Origin of the sequence: Streptomyces cyaneofuscatus (assembly GCF_033109485.1) — a bacterium.
Lineage (GTDB): Bacteria > Actinomycetota > Actinomycetes > Streptomycetales > Streptomycetaceae > Streptomyces > Streptomyces cyaneofuscatus.
This window is the reverse complement of the sequence record NZ_CP137002.1, coordinates 4,072,791-4,088,224: the sequence shown is the minus strand read 5'-3', so window position 1 is coordinate 4,088,224 and position 15,434 is coordinate 4,072,791. Positions and strand designations below refer to the sequence as shown.

Below are 15,434 nucleotides of genomic sequence, written 5' to 3'. Positions count from 1 at the left end.
CCGGTCGTCCCCGCCCTCACGAAAGGTCCTTCCTGTGGTGCGCATCCCCCGGCCGCGGAGGGCCGTACTCGCCGCGGCGGCCTCCGTACTGGCCGCCGGTGTCCTGGTGTCGTGCGGCGCGGACTCACCGGGCGAAGGCGTCACCGCCGCACCGCACGCCGGCGACGCGGCCTGCAAACAGCTCGCCGACCGCTACCCGGACCGCCTCGGCGGCCAGGACCTGACCTTCACCGACCGCCCGGGCGTCGCGGTCTGGGGCGAGAACGCGATCGTGCTGCGCTGCGGCGTCGAGCTGCCCGTCCCGACCCTCGACCCGTGCGCGACCGTCGACGGCGTGGACTGGGTCTTCCGCGAGGACCGGTCGAAGGACGGCGGGAAGGTGGTCGTCACCTACGGCCGCGACCCGGCCGTGGAGGTCGTGGTCTCCGACGACGTGGCCGCCGTGGACGACGTCCTGGTCGACCTGTCCGCACTGGTCGAGCCCGTGAAGACGTACACGAAGTGCATCAACCTCGACGACGTGCAGCCCCCGTCGCCCTCCGGATGACACCGCTGGTCAGACGGCACACCAGCCGCTTTGCTTCTGCTCAGCGACGTCACGGCGACGGCCGGAGCGACGCAGAACACCCCCTGCCCGGCGTTTCCGTCGGGCAGGGGGTGTTCATCGATGTGGAGCCTAGGAGATTCGAACTCCTGACATCTGCCTTGCAAAGGCAGCGCTCTACCAACTGAGCTAAGGCCCCGAAACACAGCAAACAAGGACAACGCCGAAACACGTCCGCGCCACGGCAACCATCCGGGACAAGAGTACCGGGTGCTCCACCCCATCTTGCAAAAGGATAGGGACTCCCGGTGGACGACCACGCTCCGTAAGATGCTCGACGAGGTTCGCAGCAGCGAAGCCGCAGCGAAGGGGAGACGCAATGGACGCAGCGCAGCAAGAGGCGACGGCAAGAGCCAGAGAGCTTCAGCGCAGTTGGTACGGGGAGCCGCTGGGGGCGCTCTTCCGCCGGCTGATCGACGATCTCGGCCTGAACCAGGCACGGCTTGCCGCGGTTCTCGGGCTGTCCGCCCCGATGCTCTCCCAGCTGATGAGCGGCCAGCGGGCCAAGATCGGGAACCCGGCGGTCGTCCAGCGCGTCCAGGCACTTCAGGAGCTGTCGAGCCAGGTCGCGGACGGCAGCGTCAGCGCGGGCGAGGCCACCGACCGGATGGAAGAGATCAAGAAATCGCAGGGCGGGTCCGTCCTGACCGGCACCGGCCAGACCGCGTCGACCGGCGGCGCCCCCACCGTCCGCCGCGTGGTGCGCGAGATCCAGTCCCTGCTGAGGTCGGTCTCGGCGGCCGGCGACATCATCGATGCCGCCGACGCCCTCGCCCCGACCCACCCGGAACTGGCAGAGTTCCTCCGGGTGTACGGGGCCGGCCGCACCGCGGACGCGGTCGCGCACTACGAGGGACACCAGAGCTAGCGGCTCGAAAGCGCGACGGCAGGACCGTACGGCCGTACGACGACGGAACCAGGGCCTCGCACAGCCGGGGTCCCTGGTCCCCGCAGAGCCGCGGCGACAACAGGAACTGGGAGCGGGCACAGCGCAATGGGTGAGGTCTTCGCTGGTCGGTACGAGCTGATCGATCCGATCGGTCGTGGTGGGGTCGGCGCCGTCTGGCGGGCCTGGGACCAACGGCGCCGCAGGTACGTCGCGGCCAAGGTCCTGCAGCAGAGCGACGCGCACACGCTGCTGCGCTTCGTCCGCGAGCAGGCTCTACGCATCGAGCACCCGCATGTCCTCGCCCCGGCCAGCTGGGCCGCCGACGACGACAAGGTCCTGTTCACCATGGATCTGGTGAGCGGCGGCTCGCTCGCCCATGTCATAGGCGACTACGGCCCGTTGCCCCCGCGCTTCGTCTGCCTGCTCCTGGACCAGCTGCTCTCCGGCCTCTCCACTGTGCATGCCGAAGGGGTGGTCCACCGGGACATCAAGCCGGCCAACATCCTCATGGAGGCGACCGGAACGAGCCGCCCCCATCTGCGCCTCTCCGACTTCGGCATCTCGATGCGCAAGGGCGAGCCCCGGCTGACCGAGACCAACTACGTGGTCGGCACGCCCGGTTACTTCGCCCCCGAGCAGATGATGGGCGCCGAGCCCGACTTCCCCGCGGACCTCTTCGCGGTCGGCCTGGTCGCCCTCTACCTCCTCCAGGGCAAGAAGCCCGACTCCCAGGCGCTGGTCGAGCACTTCGCCGCCCACGGCACCCCGGGCGCCCCCGACGGCATCCCCGAGCCGCTCTGGCAGGTGCTCGCCGGTCTGCTCCAGCCGGATCCGCAGGCCCGGTTCCGTACGGCGACGGGTGCGCGCAAGGCCCTGACCGCGGCGGTCGAGATGCTGCCCGAGCCCGGCCTCGACGACGAGCCGGTGGAGGTGTTCGACCAGATCGGGCCGCTGCCCGCGGGGTTCGGCCCCGACGGCCCTGTGAAGGCGCCTCAGCCATCCGACGCACCGCAGCCATCCGACGCACCGCAGCCGCCCGTATCGCCACCCCCGCCCGTCTCCATGTCCGAGACCGGCAGCTTCCACCTGGCGCCCCCGCCACCACAGCAACCTCAACAGCAGCCGCAGCAACCCCAGTTCCACCAGCCCACATCAGCGTCCGCGCCCATCGCCACGCCACACCCGCCCTCGGCCCCGCTGCCCGCCCAGCCCGCCGCCCCGTCGCCATCGCCGTACGCCGTCGCAGCCCCGGACCCCTCCCAGGCGCCGACCTCCGGCGTACCGCACGACGCCTCGGCCACCCGCCCCTATACGGCCCGGCACCACCAGCAGCCACAACCACACTCCTTCGCCGCCCCCGTTCCCGTACGGCAGACGCGGCCGGGACCGCCCCCGAAGGTGGCGGTCCCGGTACTGGTGGTGGCGCTGATCTGCTTCGCGGTCGGCATCTGGGCGCTCACCCAGATGTAAGGGCGGCCGTCACCAGCCCTGCTGCGGCGGCCCCCCGAACGGCGGTTGCTGCTGGTGGGCCTGGCCGGGTCCGCCGGCGGCGGCCGCGCGGCGGCGGGCCAGCAGCGTCCAGGCGCCGAGGCCGAGCACCAGCACGGCGCCCGTCCCGAGCGCTCCCGCCGCGACGACCTGCATCGTCGCGCTCTTCGCGGCCTTCGGAGCGCTGTCGCCGCTCTGGGCCAGCTCCTTGTCCTTCTCGGTCACCGCGAAGATCCCGGGGTCACCGTCGTACGGCGACGCACCGGCCTCGTTCTTCACCTGGACCGACATCGTCAGCGCGATCGGGTCCTTGCCGTAGCTCTCGGCGACCTTCGGGCTGAGCGTCACCGACAGGTAGTACCAGCCCGCGAAGCGCAGGGTGCTGACCTGCGAGCTGTAGTCGTACCGGTTGCGGTACGCCACCGGTGGCAGCGGCTTCAGCGCCGTGGTCGCGGACTTGCCGGAGTACGAGAGGGAGGTGTCCGTGATGTGCCCCTGGGCGGGGTTGTCGAGCGACAGGGTGAGGGCGTTGCCGATGAACTCCGTCGAGTCGGCCGTGGTGTTGCTGAGCACGGCGGAAGCGTAGATCTGCTGCCCCCAGTCCACCGGCACCCGGTAGAAGCGGGTCTGGCCCGGGGCGATCTCGTCGATCCACTCGCCGGTCGTCAGGCTGGTGGCGTCGTAGTAACTGCTGCCGCCCGTACGCTTCTGCGCCTCGACGTCCAGGGGGGCGGGCGTGGCCGAGGGCCAGTCCTTCGGCGCGGTGGTCTCCGTGGGCCCGCCGCTCTTCAGCGCGGGCTCCTCGACGAACCGCAGCTCCAGGTTCCAGGCCTCGGGGCTGGAGGTGGGCTTGCTCTCGCGCTCGACGAGGACGTCGTACGTCCCGGCCTCCTTGCAGGTGGTGCTCGACCCCTTGCCGATGGTCCGGTGCGCGTACGCGGCGATCGGCCGCGGTGTCTCGCCCGAGCCGAAGGTGGTCTGGTTGGAGCTGCACCGCGAGTCGTTGAGGTCCCGGATGCTGACGGTGATCCCGTCCCCGTACGCCACCGAGCCGCCGCTCTTCGGCACGGCGACCGCCGAGACATAGGCGTCGGTGAGGCTGTCGAGCTTCACCCGGTAGTAGAGCTGCTCGCCCGGCTCGATCGAGCTGCGGTACACCGCCCCCGGCTGCAGGACCGAGGCCTCGGCGTTGCGCACCGCGCCCTGCACGTTCTTCGCGCCGGGGTCGAAGCCGTACGCCGGCGGGCCGTCCGCGTACGCCTGTCCCGGCAGCGCCGCCACGGCGCACATCGCGGCGAGTGCCGCCAGCATCGCCCGCCCCCTGTTGCGCTGCCTCTTCACGCGCTTCCCCCTCGTCGTCCGCATGGCCGCACTGCCGGTCCATCCTGCCCCGACCGCACCACTACTGTCTCCGGCGAAAGCCGGATTGCCCGACTTGTGCAGGTACGGCCACGACCGCCGGGCCCACCGCCCCCACGGAAGGAAGCCCAGCCAATTTGCTTCAGCAAGCTACAAATTTGCCGAGGTGAACTCAAGACGGCTGCCGTCACGATCACGCAACAGCGCGGCGACACCGCCGGGGGCCCGGACAGCACGAAGCCCCGGCCGCTCAGCGACCGGGGCCCGTAACAGACTGTGCCGTCTCACACACCCGAACCTGCGGGCACGGAGTCGGTTGCCTCCGTCCACAGGTCCTGCTCGGCGCGATCCGCCTGGATCTGGCGGTACACGAGGAGCCCGCCGATGGCAGCCAGTGCGACCAGGAGAAGCTTCTTCACCGCGCGACCTCGTCTTTCCTTGGAATAGGGGCCTTCTGCCGCCGACTATACACACCGGCCGATACCGATCGGTGACCTGCCTGGAACCCAAAAGCAGCCCGCCCCCGGCACCCCGACGAGGCCCCCGCCGACCCCCGTAACGCGTTCCGGACGGTCCGTCAGCCCCGGTTGCACCATACGAGTGGTGTTAATCCGAAGATCGGCGCACTGCGGGCGTCGCTCCCCGAAATCGCGGCCCGGATCCACATGATCGGAGAAGTCAGCAACCGGACCACCCGAAAGCGAGGGGCCATGAGCACCTTCCAGCCCAAGAGCATCTGGACCGCCTTCATCACCGCCTTCTTCACCCTGCTGGCGTCGCTGGGCCTCGCCACCGCCACGGCGAGCGCCGCGAACGCCACGAACGCCGCGCAGCCGAGCGCCACGACCCAGGAGCACACGGGTGCCACCGCGGCAACTCCGCTCGCCCCCTCGGTCCGATGGACCCTTCCGCGTGACCGGGCCCTGCCGCCCACGATGAAGCAGCGCATCCGGGCCGAGGCCCACGGCTCCTCCCCGGCCACCCGCCATCTGTCGGCCGACCCGGCGTCCGCGACCCGCACCACCGCCGCCGCCCACCACACAGCCCCGGAAGGCGACTCCCCGGCCCCGCCCCCCTGATCCCGGCGCCCACCGCCCCCCGGGGCCCCTGGTCGGTTCACACCGGCCGGGGGCCTTTTCCGTGTGCCGGGGGCCTTTCCGTGCGCCCGGGGCCGGTGCAGTACGAGAAGGGGTGCCCGCGCCGTACAGCACAGGCTTCCGGCACACCCGGCGCCTGTACACCCCGCCCCCGTCCCGCCCAGCGCAAAGACTCCCAGTCATTGCTTACTGGGGGTCTTCGTTCCTGTGGGGCTAATAGGATTTGAACCTGTGGCCTCATCCTTATCAGGACCCGGCCCTGTATATGAGGACAACCGCAGGTCACCCGGGATGCCCGCCGCGCCTGGCCCAACATCGATCTACATCGGCAAGCATTCGTAGAACCCTGCTCGGCTTGCCCGGCTGCTGGGGTAGTCCTGGGGTAGGTCGAGCCATCTTTCCACGCTTACCAGCACGACGCCGTCACCGGTCCACGTCGGCGTCGACCAGGGGATCTTCGTCATCCAACTCGAAGTCCTCGTCCGGCTCCCAGTCTTCGTAGAAGTCTGCTGGCGCAATCTCCAGATCGACCCCGTCCCCGATCGGCAGTCCAACCATGTCCAGTTCTTCCATTTCGAGCCTCAGGTCACAGGCTCCACAGTCGAAGTAACTGGGGTACAAAACCACCGTATCCGCCAAGATGTCTGCCCAGGTTTCTCCTCGCAGACAACCCTGCATTGCACACGCCGGGCAGACCGCTGGCGCGTCGTGCCCATAGCCTCCCACCGGATTGATCCTCGCGGCTGCAGCCAGCACGAGTAGGCGATCTCGATCATGCAAGCCCCCGTATCTCGTCGAAAAGGTTCGACGCGCTTTGGCCAGCTTTCCCTGTACTCGGAGACGCCCTTCCTCTACCTGAACGGCAACCAGTTCGTCGTGCAGGGCTAGGTGATCGCCCCAGTACTCGAAGCCAACCCCAAGCTCAGCAAGCAGCACGTCGATCACTTCGAGGCACTTGGTGAAGACCTCTGTCACCTTCGTACTGTCGTGAAAGCCTGCGTGGGCGACTCCGTTGCGGGCGTCAGCAAGCGGCCACGGCTTAGGCGGCCTAGGTCGCGGCGGGAGCTTGGTTTTCAGGATCTTCTGCACCCGGTCATATGCCTCCCCGAGTTGAATCGTCCTCGTCTGGGTCCCCTGAACCTGCAGTCTCGGACCATGTCCTGTGGCGTAGAGCAAGGACTCGAAGTCCCTGCCGTCAACTACCAGCACCGGGTGAAGGCTGGCGAGGAACGCCTTCAGTAGATGTTCGGTAGCCACACCCGCGTGATGAACCGCCATGCCTTCCGCGAGCTGCCCATCAGAGAAGGCCGTGAATGCCGCACCCATCCATCGGCGCGAGGATGCTTCCAGCCCTGCAGCGTCCATATGCATGAGTGGACAGTAGATGTCGACGCGCTGCGGCTGCAGCAAATATGGGATTCACGCGACCAGACGCAACGAACGCTTCGACCCTGGCTTCTTCTGCTCCAGGGCTGCGAGCACCTGACTAGCGAAGTCGGCAGCGGCGTGGGTGTAGAGCCACTGACCTTGCCAGCGCGCTCATGCCCGAGGACCTCCTGCACGATCACCTCCGGCACGCCGCGGTCGTGGAGACGAGACGCGTACGCATCACGTTGGTCGTGGAAGTCCGGCCAGTAGTCGGTTCGCGCCCTCTCCACCTTCCGCATCCGGCCGGTCTCCGGGTGCGGCTCCTCGGCCCAGTACTTCTTGACCTTCATCCGCGCAACGCCAGCCGCCTTGATCGCCTTGATCCAGAGCCGCCGAAACGCGGACCGGCGGATCGGTGCCCGGTACGGCTGCCCCTGGCGGCTCTTCTTGTTACGGCCGTGGAACACGAGCTCGTTCTCGCGGAAGCCGTCGACCGGCTCGGAGACTGCGGTGCTGGCGTCCGACTCCACGGCGAAGAGTTCGCGCAGAACTCTGCACGCCAGGCCGGTAAGCGGCACGGTGCGCAGGCCAGCGTCAGATTTCGGGTAGGCCTTGCGCTTGATCTTCCCGCGCACCTCGGTGAGCACCTCCCGTACGTGCAGGCGCCGGGCCTTGAGGTCGACCCAGCACCAGCGGAGACCGGCCAGCTCACCCCACCGGAGTCCGGTCTCCTGAGCCACGATCTGGAGCGCGTGCATGTAGTCGGGCAGGTTCGCGCGGATCAGCCAGAGCTGTGCGTACGTTGGCGGCCGCCGATCCTCGGGGTGCTGCTTCTTCACCCGGGGGAGCTTCACGCCTTCGGCCGGGTTGAAAGGGAGGCGCCGGTCGAGCTTGGCGGCCTCCAGCATCCGGTCGAGGATCTGGAATGCCTTCACAACGGAGGACGCGGCGAGCGGTCCCCCGTTGGCGTCATGCAGGCTGTTGACCCAGGTCTGGATGCCGAGCCAGCTGAACTCGTACAGCTTCGTCTTGCCCCAGTTCGACTCGATGCGGTTGCGGTAGCTCCGACTGTCCCGGTCGAGAGTGGTCTCCTCACCGGTCTGGGTCGGCCACCCGATCTTCTGGGCGTTCATCGGCTTCGGGAACCGCATCAGTTTCCTGGAGTCCCTCGACGACGTGCCCGGCCGAGCCGTCGACAACGCGTCCTTCTTCCACGCGAAGGACCCGCTGACCGTGTCCGACGCCGACCTCTACGACGGCATCACCGCCCAGTACGGCCAGTGGCTCACCGCCGCCCGCACCGCCGGCATCATCCGCACCCACTGAGGAGCCACACCATGCGCATCTTCTACGACACCGAGTTCCTCGACGACGGCCGCACCATCGACCTCATCAGCATTGGGATGGTCGCCGAGGACGGCCGCGAGCTCTACGCCGTCAGCAGCCAGTTCGACCAGGCCGCCGTCCAGCGCCACGGCTGGCTCATGGCCAACGTCTGGCCCAGCCTGCCCATCCACCACAACCCGCCCGGCTTCCGCGGCCTGGACCGCCTGGACATCACCGACCCCGACGTCCGCCCCCGCGCCCAGATCGCCCGCATGGTCCAGCGCTTCATCCAGGAGACCCCGGACCCGCAGCTTTGGGCCCACTACTCCGCGTACGACCACGTCGCCTACGCCCAGCTCTTCGGCCCCATGTCCAACCTTCCCGCCAGCCTGCCCATGCAGACCGACGACCTGGTCACCGAGGCCAAGCGCCTCGGCCTCACCCGGACGACTTGCCCAAGCAGGAGGCCGGCCACCACAACGCCATCGCCGACGCCCGGCACAACCTCGTCATGGCCCAGTACCTCGACAGCATCGCCCGCCGCAGCTGATGGACGACCCGCTGCTCGTCCACCTGTACCTCGGCCTCCCGAAGCGCGTACGCCGCGCCCTCGACAGGTTCCTCGGCATCCGCCGACCCGGAATCTGACCACCTGTACGACCGGACTTGGGGCCCTACGCGAGGGCCCGCCCCCGGCACACCGCCAGGAGCACCCACACCATGTTCGGACTCACCACCCGCCGCTGCGCCGAGCAGAACCTCGCCGACGAGATCGACGCCCACCTCGCCACCATCCGCAGACTCCGCAGCAAAGAGGCACTGGCTGCTGACGCACGCCGCGACCTCCGCGACGAAGTCGAAGCCCACCTCACCAGCATCCGGGCCGCCCTCGCCGCCGAGCAGGCCGCCACCGAGCCGCGCCCCGTCCAGCACCCCGACCAGCTCTGATCCCTCATCGACTGGACCCTGTGGGGTTCCGGCATGGGCGACACCTTCCGCGAGCGCCTGGCCGACACCTTCCTCCAGGCCATCACCCCCAAGGACCACGCCCAGGCCCTCGAACTCCTCCGGTGGTGGTCGGAGGACCGCGGCCGTGAGCCGCTCGGCCGTCGCCGGTACGCCGACCTGAAACGCCGCCTCGACCGGGCCCTGAGCAACGTGGTCCGGTGGCGCACGGCTGCCCACAACGCCCGCCGCACCGCCGACTCGCTCGCCGAGCAGCTGCTCACCGCCACCAGCGGCCACTTGCCCGCCGCCCGCCGCGTAGTCCTCAGCCGAGATGGTCCACTCAGGGTCCGTGCGCGCCAGCTTCCGCAGGCCTTCCGGGGTCATGCTCCGGACAATCTCCTCGCCCACGCCGTCGTCGCCCCTATCGCCTACCTCGCCGCCGCGGCGTTCGCCCTCGCCTGGGTGGTGTGCATGGCCCTGGAATGGCTCGCCCGGTACGACCCCGCGCGCGCCGCCGGCCCCCGCACCGTCGGCAACTGGGACCTCGCCGTGGACATGGCCATCGTCGCTGCCCACGGCTGGGTCGAGGAAGCCCTCTATGTCGGGCTGGCCGGGGCCGCAGTATCCGCCGTCGGCAAGGGCATGTGGTCCACGGTGATGCGCCACCAAGCCCGCCCGCTGCCCGTCCGGACACAGCGGTGGCTCCAGGACTAAGAGGCCGAGATCGCCGCCCGCCTCGCGCTCGGCTCGCGCACCCGCCACCACGAGAGGGCCTGACCATGGCGCTCACTCACCTCGCCCTCCGCTTCACCCCGCGCGAGCTGCCGTACCGCCTGCGCTGCGGCGGCCACTACCCCGCCCACACTCACTGACCACCACACCAGCCACCCCCGGCCCGCGGCGTACAGGCCCGGCTGGCTCCCCCTGCCGTACCCCTCCGCAGCAGCCTGACGGCGCGCCCCTGCTCCTGTACCTTGAGCGCGTGACAGAGGTTCCGGCGGGGGAGCTCATGATTGTGCGGTTCTCTCCGTTCAGCGAGGAAAAAATCATGGAGAAGGCCCAGCGCGACCACGGCCGTCTCCAGGCAGAAGGCAAGCACCCGATCTACGCCATCTCCACGTTCGGTATCGTCCGGCCCGACTACGAGACGAGCATCGATGAACTGATCGAGACGATCTGCAAAACAGCCCCGGTCAACGGCAAGAAGGCCGCCGTAACAACCCGCCGACAGCTTGAGGACCAAGGCTTCCGAGTGGAACGTTCAGAGCCGCCGCTGCATCATCATGACGTGATCCTCGGTAACGAACTCAAGGAAACGGACGTTAAAAGGTTGGCCGCCCTACTGGCAGCCGGATCAAGGAGGAACCTGTCATGGCCCAGCAAGTGACCTCCGCCACCCGCCCCCGCGTGCGCATCGAGATCGACCTGAACAGTCGGGACGCCAACGGCCACACCCCCGCCTACCTGGACGATGCGGACGGCTACATCGCCGTGGGCGACGTTGTGACCGCCTTCGAGTCCGAAGACGAAGTGGCAGCCCCCGCCACCGTTCGGCGCATCGCACACGGCGTTGCCTACCTGGACGTCGACTGGGGTGCCATGACGGACGACGCAACCGTGCCCACCCTGCAGCCCAAGACCGTGTACCTGGCCGACCGCCGCCAGGCCACCTCGTCCGCTGCCAGCTACATCCGCTACAACATCGTCGCCCCCCTCCTCGTGAGCGCGGCCGCGGTAGCAGCCACCGCAGGCGGGATCGCTCCGGCCCCGAACACGACAGCCCCGAACTCCCTGCGCCCGATCGCAGCTGTGATGGAAGCAGGCGAAACAGCGTGAAGCTGAACATGGCTGTCCTATGCGACCGCGCCACCGTCAGAGAGGGACTTCTCCACATCCTCGGAGCCGGAGTCACACGCTGCTCGCTCGCCCTGCCCGGCGCGCCCGATCTGGACCTCGCCATCCTGCTGCAAGGCGAAGGTCTCGACGACCTCGCAGGCAGGCACACGATGACCGTCGAGATCAAAGACAGCGAAGGCCAAGGCGTAGGAAGAGCCGAACTAGGCTGGGATGGGCCGACCGTCGACCCGTCCGCAGCCGAGGACTTGATCCCTCAGCTCCCGGTGGCCATCCCCATCCGGGCCATTCAGTTCACCAACCCCGGTGAGCACACCGTGACCGTCGCCGTCGACGGTCACGAGCTGACACGTCTCTCCGTCTTCATCACAAAGGCCGAAATCCCCGGCGTCACCTTCCGGATGGCCTGAACATAGGCAGCCAACAGATGAGGCCCCGCCATCCCCGTCGGTGGGGCCTCACCCGTTCCCCCACCCCCCTGCTCGTACCGCATGATGTCCCCCACACCTCACACCAAGGGGACACACCATGCGCACCCCCACCGCCACCACCGCGATACTCCTGGCCGCCGCCCTCACCGCCTGCTCCAGCGCTGACCCTGCACCAGAGAAGCCGGCCGCGAGCAGCTCGGCGCCTGCGCTCAGCAAGGCCGAGGTCACCAAGCAGTGCGTGGACGCCTTCGCCGCGATGCTCAGCGAAAGACCGGCGGACTTCGACCCGGAGACCGGCTCCGACCCGAAGCCCACCGAGTGCGACGCAGTCCCCGAAGACGAGTACCTCGACATGTACATGGACGGCCTCAGCCAGCACAACAAGCAGGGGCAACAGGGTCTCCAGGACCTGATCGACGACGCCGCCGAGCAGTAACAGTGCCGCCGAGGTGCCCCCCTGAACTCGAGCCGCGCCGACTGTGCACCGCCCGCGAGATCGCCGAGCTGGTGGGCATCGCCCCCGGGACGATCCGCCCCCCGACGAGCCCGACAGCCGGCCCAAGCGCTGGCGCGGGGCCACCGTCACCGCCGCCCTCGCAGAACGCCAGGTCTACCGGCGCGTAAGCTCCTGACCTGCGATGATGCGCAGGACCACAGCAAATGGCATTGCTGAAGCGGCGAATTTTCACCCAGACATTGCGGGCCAATTGCCACCCGGCCCCGCCAATTCAGCGGTCTGGCCCGTCATTTTGGCGGTCCCCTGCGCAATTGACGCCGACACTCCAGTACCCTCAATGTCAGTGGGGAGGACTAATTATCCCCCCTGCGAACGACGCAGAGCTCAGCTCCGGCCAGAGCTGAGCCCTTCGTCGCAGTTCACGAGCCCGGTCGCCCATATGCAGACCGGGCTCGCTGCGTTGCGCAGCGACCGGTCACGACCGTTCTCATCCGTGGACACTCAGCGGAGCTGAGCGAACTGGCCCACGAGGGCGATGATCGCCACCAGGATGCCCACCACCGTCAGCCACACCTGCGCTTTCTCTGCGCTGGTCCACTTACGGCGGGGCTTCTCCAGATCCGAGCTCACCCGCGCCTCCCTCCATCCTCCAACCGGCACCCGAGTGGCGCCGGAGCCTGCGAACTCAACCGCTAGCTCGTCGAGTTCAGGGGAGAACGTGTTCGGCGAGTCCATAGTACGTGTGGGTGAGGCAATCGAGTGAAGCCCCCACATGTTGTGTCGGAGCGACTAGCCGAGCCACGGGGACGAATCTGAAGCTCGTCGCAGCCCCTCCGCGACCCGCACTTGCCTATCGGTGATCGATGACGCATCCTGTCCCCAAGTCCGGCGTGCCCGGACATAAGGGCCCGCCACTGTGCGGGCCTTCGCGTTTCCTCCACACTGTGGCCACGGTACCGCCATGCTGGTGCCTCGATCGCACCTGTCCTCGGGGGATCATGCGCACCCGCACCACCGCGGCCGACGTCACCGGCGCCGCTCTCCTGCTCGCTCTCGTTGCCTGCGACCCGGCCGCCGAGCCGACCACCGAGTCGAAGCCGTCCGCCCCAACCAGCAGCCAGCCCGCCGGCCTCACCGCGAAAACCGCGGCGACCGGCCTCGCCGACGCCACCGGCGTCAAGACCCTCGGCGACCCGACGGACGCCCGGCTGGCTGCTCGCAGGAGGCCGCGGGCGAGAAGCCGCACGCGAACGACTGCGCCGCACTGATCACCACCGACACGGTGTCCATTTACGGGTTCGGGACGCCGAAGGTCGCCGCGCACTGGGTGAAGGAGATGCCCAAGGACGCGGACTGGCGGCAGGTCGGCCGCTTCGCCTTGGCCTTCGGCGCGCGGGACCAGGCGCTCACCTCCGATGAGCGGCGCGATGAGCTGACGAAGGCGCTCGAAGCCCTGGTCGCGAAGGAGTAGCCCCCGAGCTGGGACCGGTCGTCTGCTCGAGCGGCCGGGGCCCCGACACGTCCAGGGGGTGACCATGGCGAAGGCCAACCCGGTCACCGACAAGGAGCGCGCGCATCCTCGAGCTGCACGCCGAGGGCAAGGGCCGCAACGCCATCGCTAGGAACTCGTCCGGTCCGGGCGCACGATCAGCGAAGAGGCCGGAAAGCTCGGCATCTCCTTCGCCGCCCGGCAGGTCGCCGCCGCCACAGAGGTACGTCAGGCGGACCTCGTTGACCGCCGGGCACGGCTCGCCGAGAAGCTCCAGGACGACGCCGAGCGCATTCGGGCGCAGCTCTGGGAAGAGACCGCAGTCTGGTCGTTCGGCGGCAAGGAAAACACGTACAACGACCACACCTTTTCCGAGGCTCCCGCCGACGTGAAGCGGACCCTGATGTCCGCCGTCGGCATCGCCGTGGACCGGTCCCTCAAGCTCGTGCCCCCGAAGGATGAGTCCGGCGTCGAAGAGGGCTTGGCCCTCATCACCCAGCTGATGTCTGGACTGACGGCGGTCTACAAGGCCCAGCAGCAGGACCAGGAGGCCGACGAGGGGGCGTGATGCTCCGGAACGTCGACGTTCCCCTGTCCCGGAAGCAGATCGCTTCGATCGTCGAGTGCACGGCGAGCATCAACATCTGGCACGGCGCGATTCGCTCGGGGAACGTAGGCGAAGGCGCCCGCAGCCGAGAAAGGGCGGAGTCCTGCTCTAGGCGACGAGTTCGGCGAGCTCAACGTTGAGGGCGGCCGCCAGGCGGAGCAGCATGCCGAGGCTCGGGTCGTTGATGGCGTACTCGATGCGGTGGACAGTCTTGTGGTCCATCCCAGCCTGTTCGCCAAGCTGTACCTGCGTCAGACCGCGATCCTCGCGGAGGCCGCGCAGGCGTCGGCCGATCTGCTGCCGTCTGGGAAGCTCCCAGTCCGGGGGCGGGTCGGTCGTCACCGGTCCACCGTCAGACGATCATGATCCGATGCCTTTACCTGGCTAGGTAAATTTGGCGATCATGGGAAAGCGTGCGGTCGGGTTGTGATGGACGTCCGACCATCGACCGCACCTCCTCGGCCGCATCTGGCCGGGGTACGCCGCCCCACCCCTCGCGCGGGGTGGGGCCGTCTACTGTGTGCAGCACGACGCCCCCCCTGCCGATTTCACCGGATACGGATCGACCCCGCCAGGAAGTTACGGGGTAGTAGCGGGGTACCAAGATCATCAAATGTAGAAGGCCGGTAGATCCTGGGGATCTACCGGCCTTCTGACCTGGCGTTACGCCGCTGTGGGGCTAACAGGATTTGAACCTGTGGCCTCATCCTTATCAGGGATGCGCTCTAACCAACTGAGCTATAGCCCCGCCGCGCTGTGTTGCTCCGCGCTGACTTCTGAAGATTAGCGCACGTCGGGGCCAGTCCCAAAATCGATACTCGGCGCGCTACTCGTCCTCGGCCAGCGTGAGCTCGACGCCGCCCACGAAGCCCGCCGACAGGTTGTAGATGAAGGCGCCCAGCGTCGCCAGCGCGGTGGCCAGCACCACGTCGATCACGGCGATGACCGACGTGAAGATGAGCACCCGCGGCAGCGAGAGGAACGACTGCAGATCGAAGCCGTTGCTCTCGTTCGAGCCGGTGGCCTCGCTGATCGTGCCGCCCACGGTGGAGAAGACGCCCATCGCGTCCATCACCATCCACAGGACCGCCGCCGCCACCACCGTGCAGATGCCCAGCGCGATCGACAGCAGGAAGCTGACCTTCATCACCGACCACGGGTCGGCCTTGGCCACCCGCAGTCGGGCCTTGCGGGTACGCGGAGTGGTCCGCGCCCCCGTACGCGGCTTACGCGTCGCCTGGGCGCCGCCCACGCCCTGCGCGCCGCCCAGCGTGCCCCCGCCCTGCCCGGGGCGCTGCTGGCCGCCCTGGGTGCCCCCGCCGGGCGCCTGGTACGCCTGAGGCGGGTGGTACGGCCCCGACGGCCCCGGTGCGGGCTCACGCTCGCCGGGCAGCGGCCCGGTCGCGTAACCCTCGTACTGGGGCTGAGGCCCTCGTGTGTCCGTCACAGTGCCCCCTTGGGAGTCCGTGGCAGGGCCACGGGCACCGTTCGCTCCTGCTCCGGAAGCGGCCGAACCG

Annotated in this window: 21 protein-coding genes and 2 tRNA genes; 14 read left to right on the top strand and 9 right to left on the bottom strand. The window is 68.7% G+C overall.

Annotation, left to right across the window (positions count from 1 at the left end; all coding sequences use genetic code 11):
• Positions 1-34 precede the first annotated feature (34 nt).
• Positions 35-547, top strand: coding sequence for a DUF3515 family protein (locus R2B67_RS18065; RefSeq protein ID WP_317819500.1), 513 nt, complete (start codon positions 35-37; stop codon positions 545-547).
• Between the two features lie 123 nt (positions 548-670).
• Here R2B67_RS18065 and R2B67_RS18060 read toward each other — a convergent pair.
• A tRNA-Ala gene (locus tag R2B67_RS18060) sits at positions 671-743 on the bottom strand.
• 180 nt (positions 744-923) lie between these two features.
• Between R2B67_RS18060 and R2B67_RS18055 the strand changes: the two genes are divergently transcribed.
• The gene (locus R2B67_RS18055) at positions 924-1,472 is read left to right on the top strand and encodes a helix-turn-helix domain-containing protein (protein ID WP_030563091.1); all 549 of its coding nucleotides are present in this window, start codon (positions 924-926) and stop codon (positions 1,470-1,472) included.
• 126 nt (positions 1,473-1,598) lie between these two features.
• Positions 1,599-2,963 carry a serine/threonine-protein kinase gene (locus R2B67_RS18050; protein WP_317819497.1) on the top strand — a complete coding sequence of 455 codons (1,365 nt, stop codon included), beginning with the start codon at positions 1,599-1,601 and terminating at the stop codon, positions 2,961-2,963.
• Positions 2,964-2,972: 9 nt separating this feature from the next.
• Here the strand turns inward: R2B67_RS18050 and R2B67_RS18045 are convergent, their stop codons facing one another.
• Complete coding sequence (locus tag R2B67_RS18045; protein ID WP_317824897.1) at positions 2,973-4,292, bottom strand: hypothetical protein; 1,320 nt, start codon at positions 4,290-4,292, stop codon at positions 2,973-2,975.
• A gap of 332 nt (positions 4,293-4,624) precedes the next feature.
• On the bottom strand, positions 4,625-4,759 hold the full coding sequence (locus tag R2B67_RS18040; protein ID WP_003958712.1) for a DLW-39 family protein: 135 nt from the start codon (positions 4,757-4,759) through the stop codon (positions 4,625-4,627).
• 291 nt (positions 4,760-5,050) lie between these two features.
• Between R2B67_RS18040 and R2B67_RS18035 the strand changes: the two genes are divergently transcribed.
• Positions 5,051-5,419 carry a DUF6344 domain-containing protein gene (locus R2B67_RS18035; protein WP_317819496.1) on the top strand — a complete coding sequence of 123 codons (369 nt, stop codon included), beginning with the start codon at positions 5,051-5,053 and terminating at the stop codon, positions 5,417-5,419.
• Between the two features lie 441 nt (positions 5,420-5,860).
• Here R2B67_RS18035 and R2B67_RS18030 read toward each other — a convergent pair whose 3' ends face one another.
• Both R2B67_RS18030 and R2B67_RS18025 read right to left on the bottom strand, forming a co-directional pair.
• Positions 5,861-6,694 carry a hypothetical protein gene (locus R2B67_RS18030; protein WP_317819494.1) on the bottom strand — a complete coding sequence of 278 codons (834 nt, stop codon included), beginning with the start codon at positions 6,692-6,694 and terminating at the stop codon, positions 5,861-5,863.
• Entirely contained in the window at positions 6,673-7,956 is a 1,284-nt protein-coding gene (locus R2B67_RS18025) for a tyrosine-type recombinase/integrase (RefSeq protein WP_317819492.1), read from the bottom strand. Before R2B67_RS18025 ends, R2B67_RS18030 begins: the two co-directional genes overlap by 22 nt.
• On the opposite strand from R2B67_RS18025, the gene R2B67_RS18020 reads away from it, so the two are divergent.
• From R2B67_RS18020 to R2B67_RS17985, 7 genes are all read left to right on the top strand, one after another.
• On the top strand, positions 7,889-8,131 hold the full coding sequence (locus R2B67_RS18020) for a VWA domain-containing protein (RefSeq protein WP_317819490.1): 243 nt from the start codon (positions 7,889-7,891) through the stop codon (positions 8,129-8,131). The genes R2B67_RS18025 and R2B67_RS18020 overlap by 68 nt on opposite strands.
• A gap of 720 nt (positions 8,132-8,851) precedes the next feature.
• Entirely contained in the window at positions 8,852-9,079 is a 228-nt protein-coding gene (locus R2B67_RS18010; protein WP_317819488.1) for a hypothetical protein, read from the top strand.
• Positions 9,080-9,112: 33 nt separating this feature from the next.
• Positions 9,113-9,793, top strand: coding sequence for a hypothetical protein (locus tag R2B67_RS18005; protein ID WP_317819487.1), 681 nt, complete (start codon positions 9,113-9,115; stop codon positions 9,791-9,793).
• Positions 9,794-10,061: 268 nt separating this feature from the next.
• Complete coding sequence (locus R2B67_RS18000; RefSeq protein WP_317819485.1) at positions 10,062-10,466, top strand: hypothetical protein; 405 nt, start codon at positions 10,062-10,064, stop codon at positions 10,464-10,466.
• On the top strand, positions 10,451-10,915 hold the full coding sequence (locus R2B67_RS17995; protein WP_317819483.1) for a hypothetical protein: 465 nt from the start codon (positions 10,451-10,453) through the stop codon (positions 10,913-10,915). The genes R2B67_RS18000 and R2B67_RS17995 overlap by 16 nt, the downstream gene beginning before the upstream one ends.
• A complete protein-coding gene (locus R2B67_RS17990; protein WP_317819482.1) occupies positions 10,912-11,343 on the top strand; it encodes a DUF6941 family protein in 432 nt (143 codons plus the stop codon). The genes R2B67_RS17995 and R2B67_RS17990 overlap by 4 nt, the downstream gene beginning before the upstream one ends.
• A gap of 118 nt (positions 11,344-11,461) precedes the next feature.
• Entirely contained in the window at positions 11,462-11,800 is a 339-nt protein-coding gene (locus tag R2B67_RS17985) for a hypothetical protein (RefSeq protein ID WP_317819481.1), read from the top strand.
• Positions 11,801-12,322: 522 nt separating this feature from the next.
• Here R2B67_RS17985 and R2B67_RS17980 read toward each other — a convergent pair.
• Positions 12,323-12,451 (bottom strand): hypothetical protein, encoded by a 129-nt coding sequence (locus R2B67_RS17980; protein ID WP_317819480.1) that lies wholly within the window; start codon positions 12,449-12,451, stop codon positions 12,323-12,325.
• Positions 12,452-12,819: 368 nt separating this feature from the next.
• Between R2B67_RS17980 and R2B67_RS17975 the strand changes: the two genes are divergently transcribed.
• From R2B67_RS17975 to R2B67_RS17965, 3 genes are all read left to right on the top strand, one after another.
• Positions 12,820-13,089 carry a hypothetical protein gene (locus R2B67_RS17975; protein ID WP_317819478.1) on the top strand — a complete coding sequence of 90 codons (270 nt, stop codon included), beginning with the start codon at positions 12,820-12,822 and terminating at the stop codon, positions 13,087-13,089.
• A 14-nt stretch (positions 13,090-13,103) separates the two neighbouring features.
• Positions 13,104-13,292, top strand: coding sequence for a hypothetical protein (locus tag R2B67_RS17970; RefSeq protein WP_317819476.1), 189 nt, complete (start codon positions 13,104-13,106; stop codon positions 13,290-13,292).
• A gap of 406 nt (positions 13,293-13,698) precedes the next feature.
• On the top strand, positions 13,699-13,878 hold the full coding sequence (locus tag R2B67_RS17965) for a hypothetical protein (protein ID WP_317819475.1): 180 nt from the start codon (positions 13,699-13,701) through the stop codon (positions 13,876-13,878).
• Between the two features lie 147 nt (positions 13,879-14,025).
• Here R2B67_RS17965 and R2B67_RS17960 read toward each other — a convergent pair whose 3' ends face one another.
• The 3 genes from R2B67_RS17960 to R2B67_RS17950 all read right to left on the bottom strand — a co-directional run bounded on the left by R2B67_RS17960 (position 14,026) and on the right by R2B67_RS17950 (position 15,364).
• Positions 14,026-14,259: a type II toxin-antitoxin system RelB family anti-toxin gene (locus R2B67_RS17960; protein ID WP_317819474.1), complete on the bottom strand. Its 234-nt coding sequence runs from the start codon at positions 14,257-14,259 to the stop codon at positions 14,026-14,028.
• Between the two features lie 332 nt (positions 14,260-14,591).
• Positions 14,592-14,665 (bottom strand) — tRNA-Ile (locus R2B67_RS17955).
• A 78-nt stretch (positions 14,666-14,743) separates the two neighbouring features.
• Positions 14,744-15,364, bottom strand: coding sequence for a DUF3566 domain-containing protein (locus R2B67_RS17950; protein ID WP_030563083.1), 621 nt, complete (start codon positions 15,362-15,364; stop codon positions 14,744-14,746).
• Positions 15,365-15,434: the final 70 nt, after the last annotated feature.

Excerpts from the sequence above, each read along its gene's own strand:
- R2B67_RS18005 (WP_317819487.1), top strand. The coding sequence starts at position 9,113 with ATGGGCGACACCTTCCGCGAGCGCCTGGCCGACACCTTCCTCCAGGCC.
- R2B67_RS18050 (WP_317819497.1), top strand. The coding sequence starts at position 1,599 with ATGGGTGAGGTCTTCGCTGGTCGGTACGAGCTGATCGATCCGATCGGT.
- R2B67_RS17995 (WP_317819483.1), top strand. The coding sequence starts at position 10,451 with ATGGCCCAGCAAGTGACCTCCGCCACCCGCCCCCGCGTGCGCATCGAG.
- R2B67_RS18045 (WP_317824897.1), bottom strand. The coding sequence starts at position 4,292 with ATGCTGGCGGCACTCGCCGCGATGTGCGCCGTGGCGGCGCTGCCGGGA.
- R2B67_RS18035 (WP_317819496.1), top strand. The coding sequence starts at position 5,051 with ATGAGCACCTTCCAGCCCAAGAGCATCTGGACCGCCTTCATCACCGCC.
- R2B67_RS18055 (WP_030563091.1), top strand. The coding sequence starts at position 924 with ATGGACGCAGCGCAGCAAGAGGCGACGGCAAGAGCCAGAGAGCTTCAG.
- R2B67_RS18010 (WP_317819488.1), top strand. The coding sequence starts at position 8,852 with ATGTTCGGACTCACCACCCGCCGCTGCGCCGAGCAGAACCTCGCCGAC.
- R2B67_RS17985 (WP_317819481.1), top strand. The coding sequence starts at position 11,462 with ATGCGCACCCCCACCGCCACCACCGCGATACTCCTGGCCGCCGCCCTC.
- R2B67_RS18025 (WP_317819492.1), bottom strand. The coding sequence starts at position 7,956 with ATGCGGTTCCCGAAGCCGATGAACGCCCAGAAGATCGGGTGGCCGACC.
- R2B67_RS17975 (WP_317819478.1), top strand. The coding sequence starts at position 12,820 with ATGCGCACCCGCACCACCGCGGCCGACGTCACCGGCGCCGCTCTCCTG.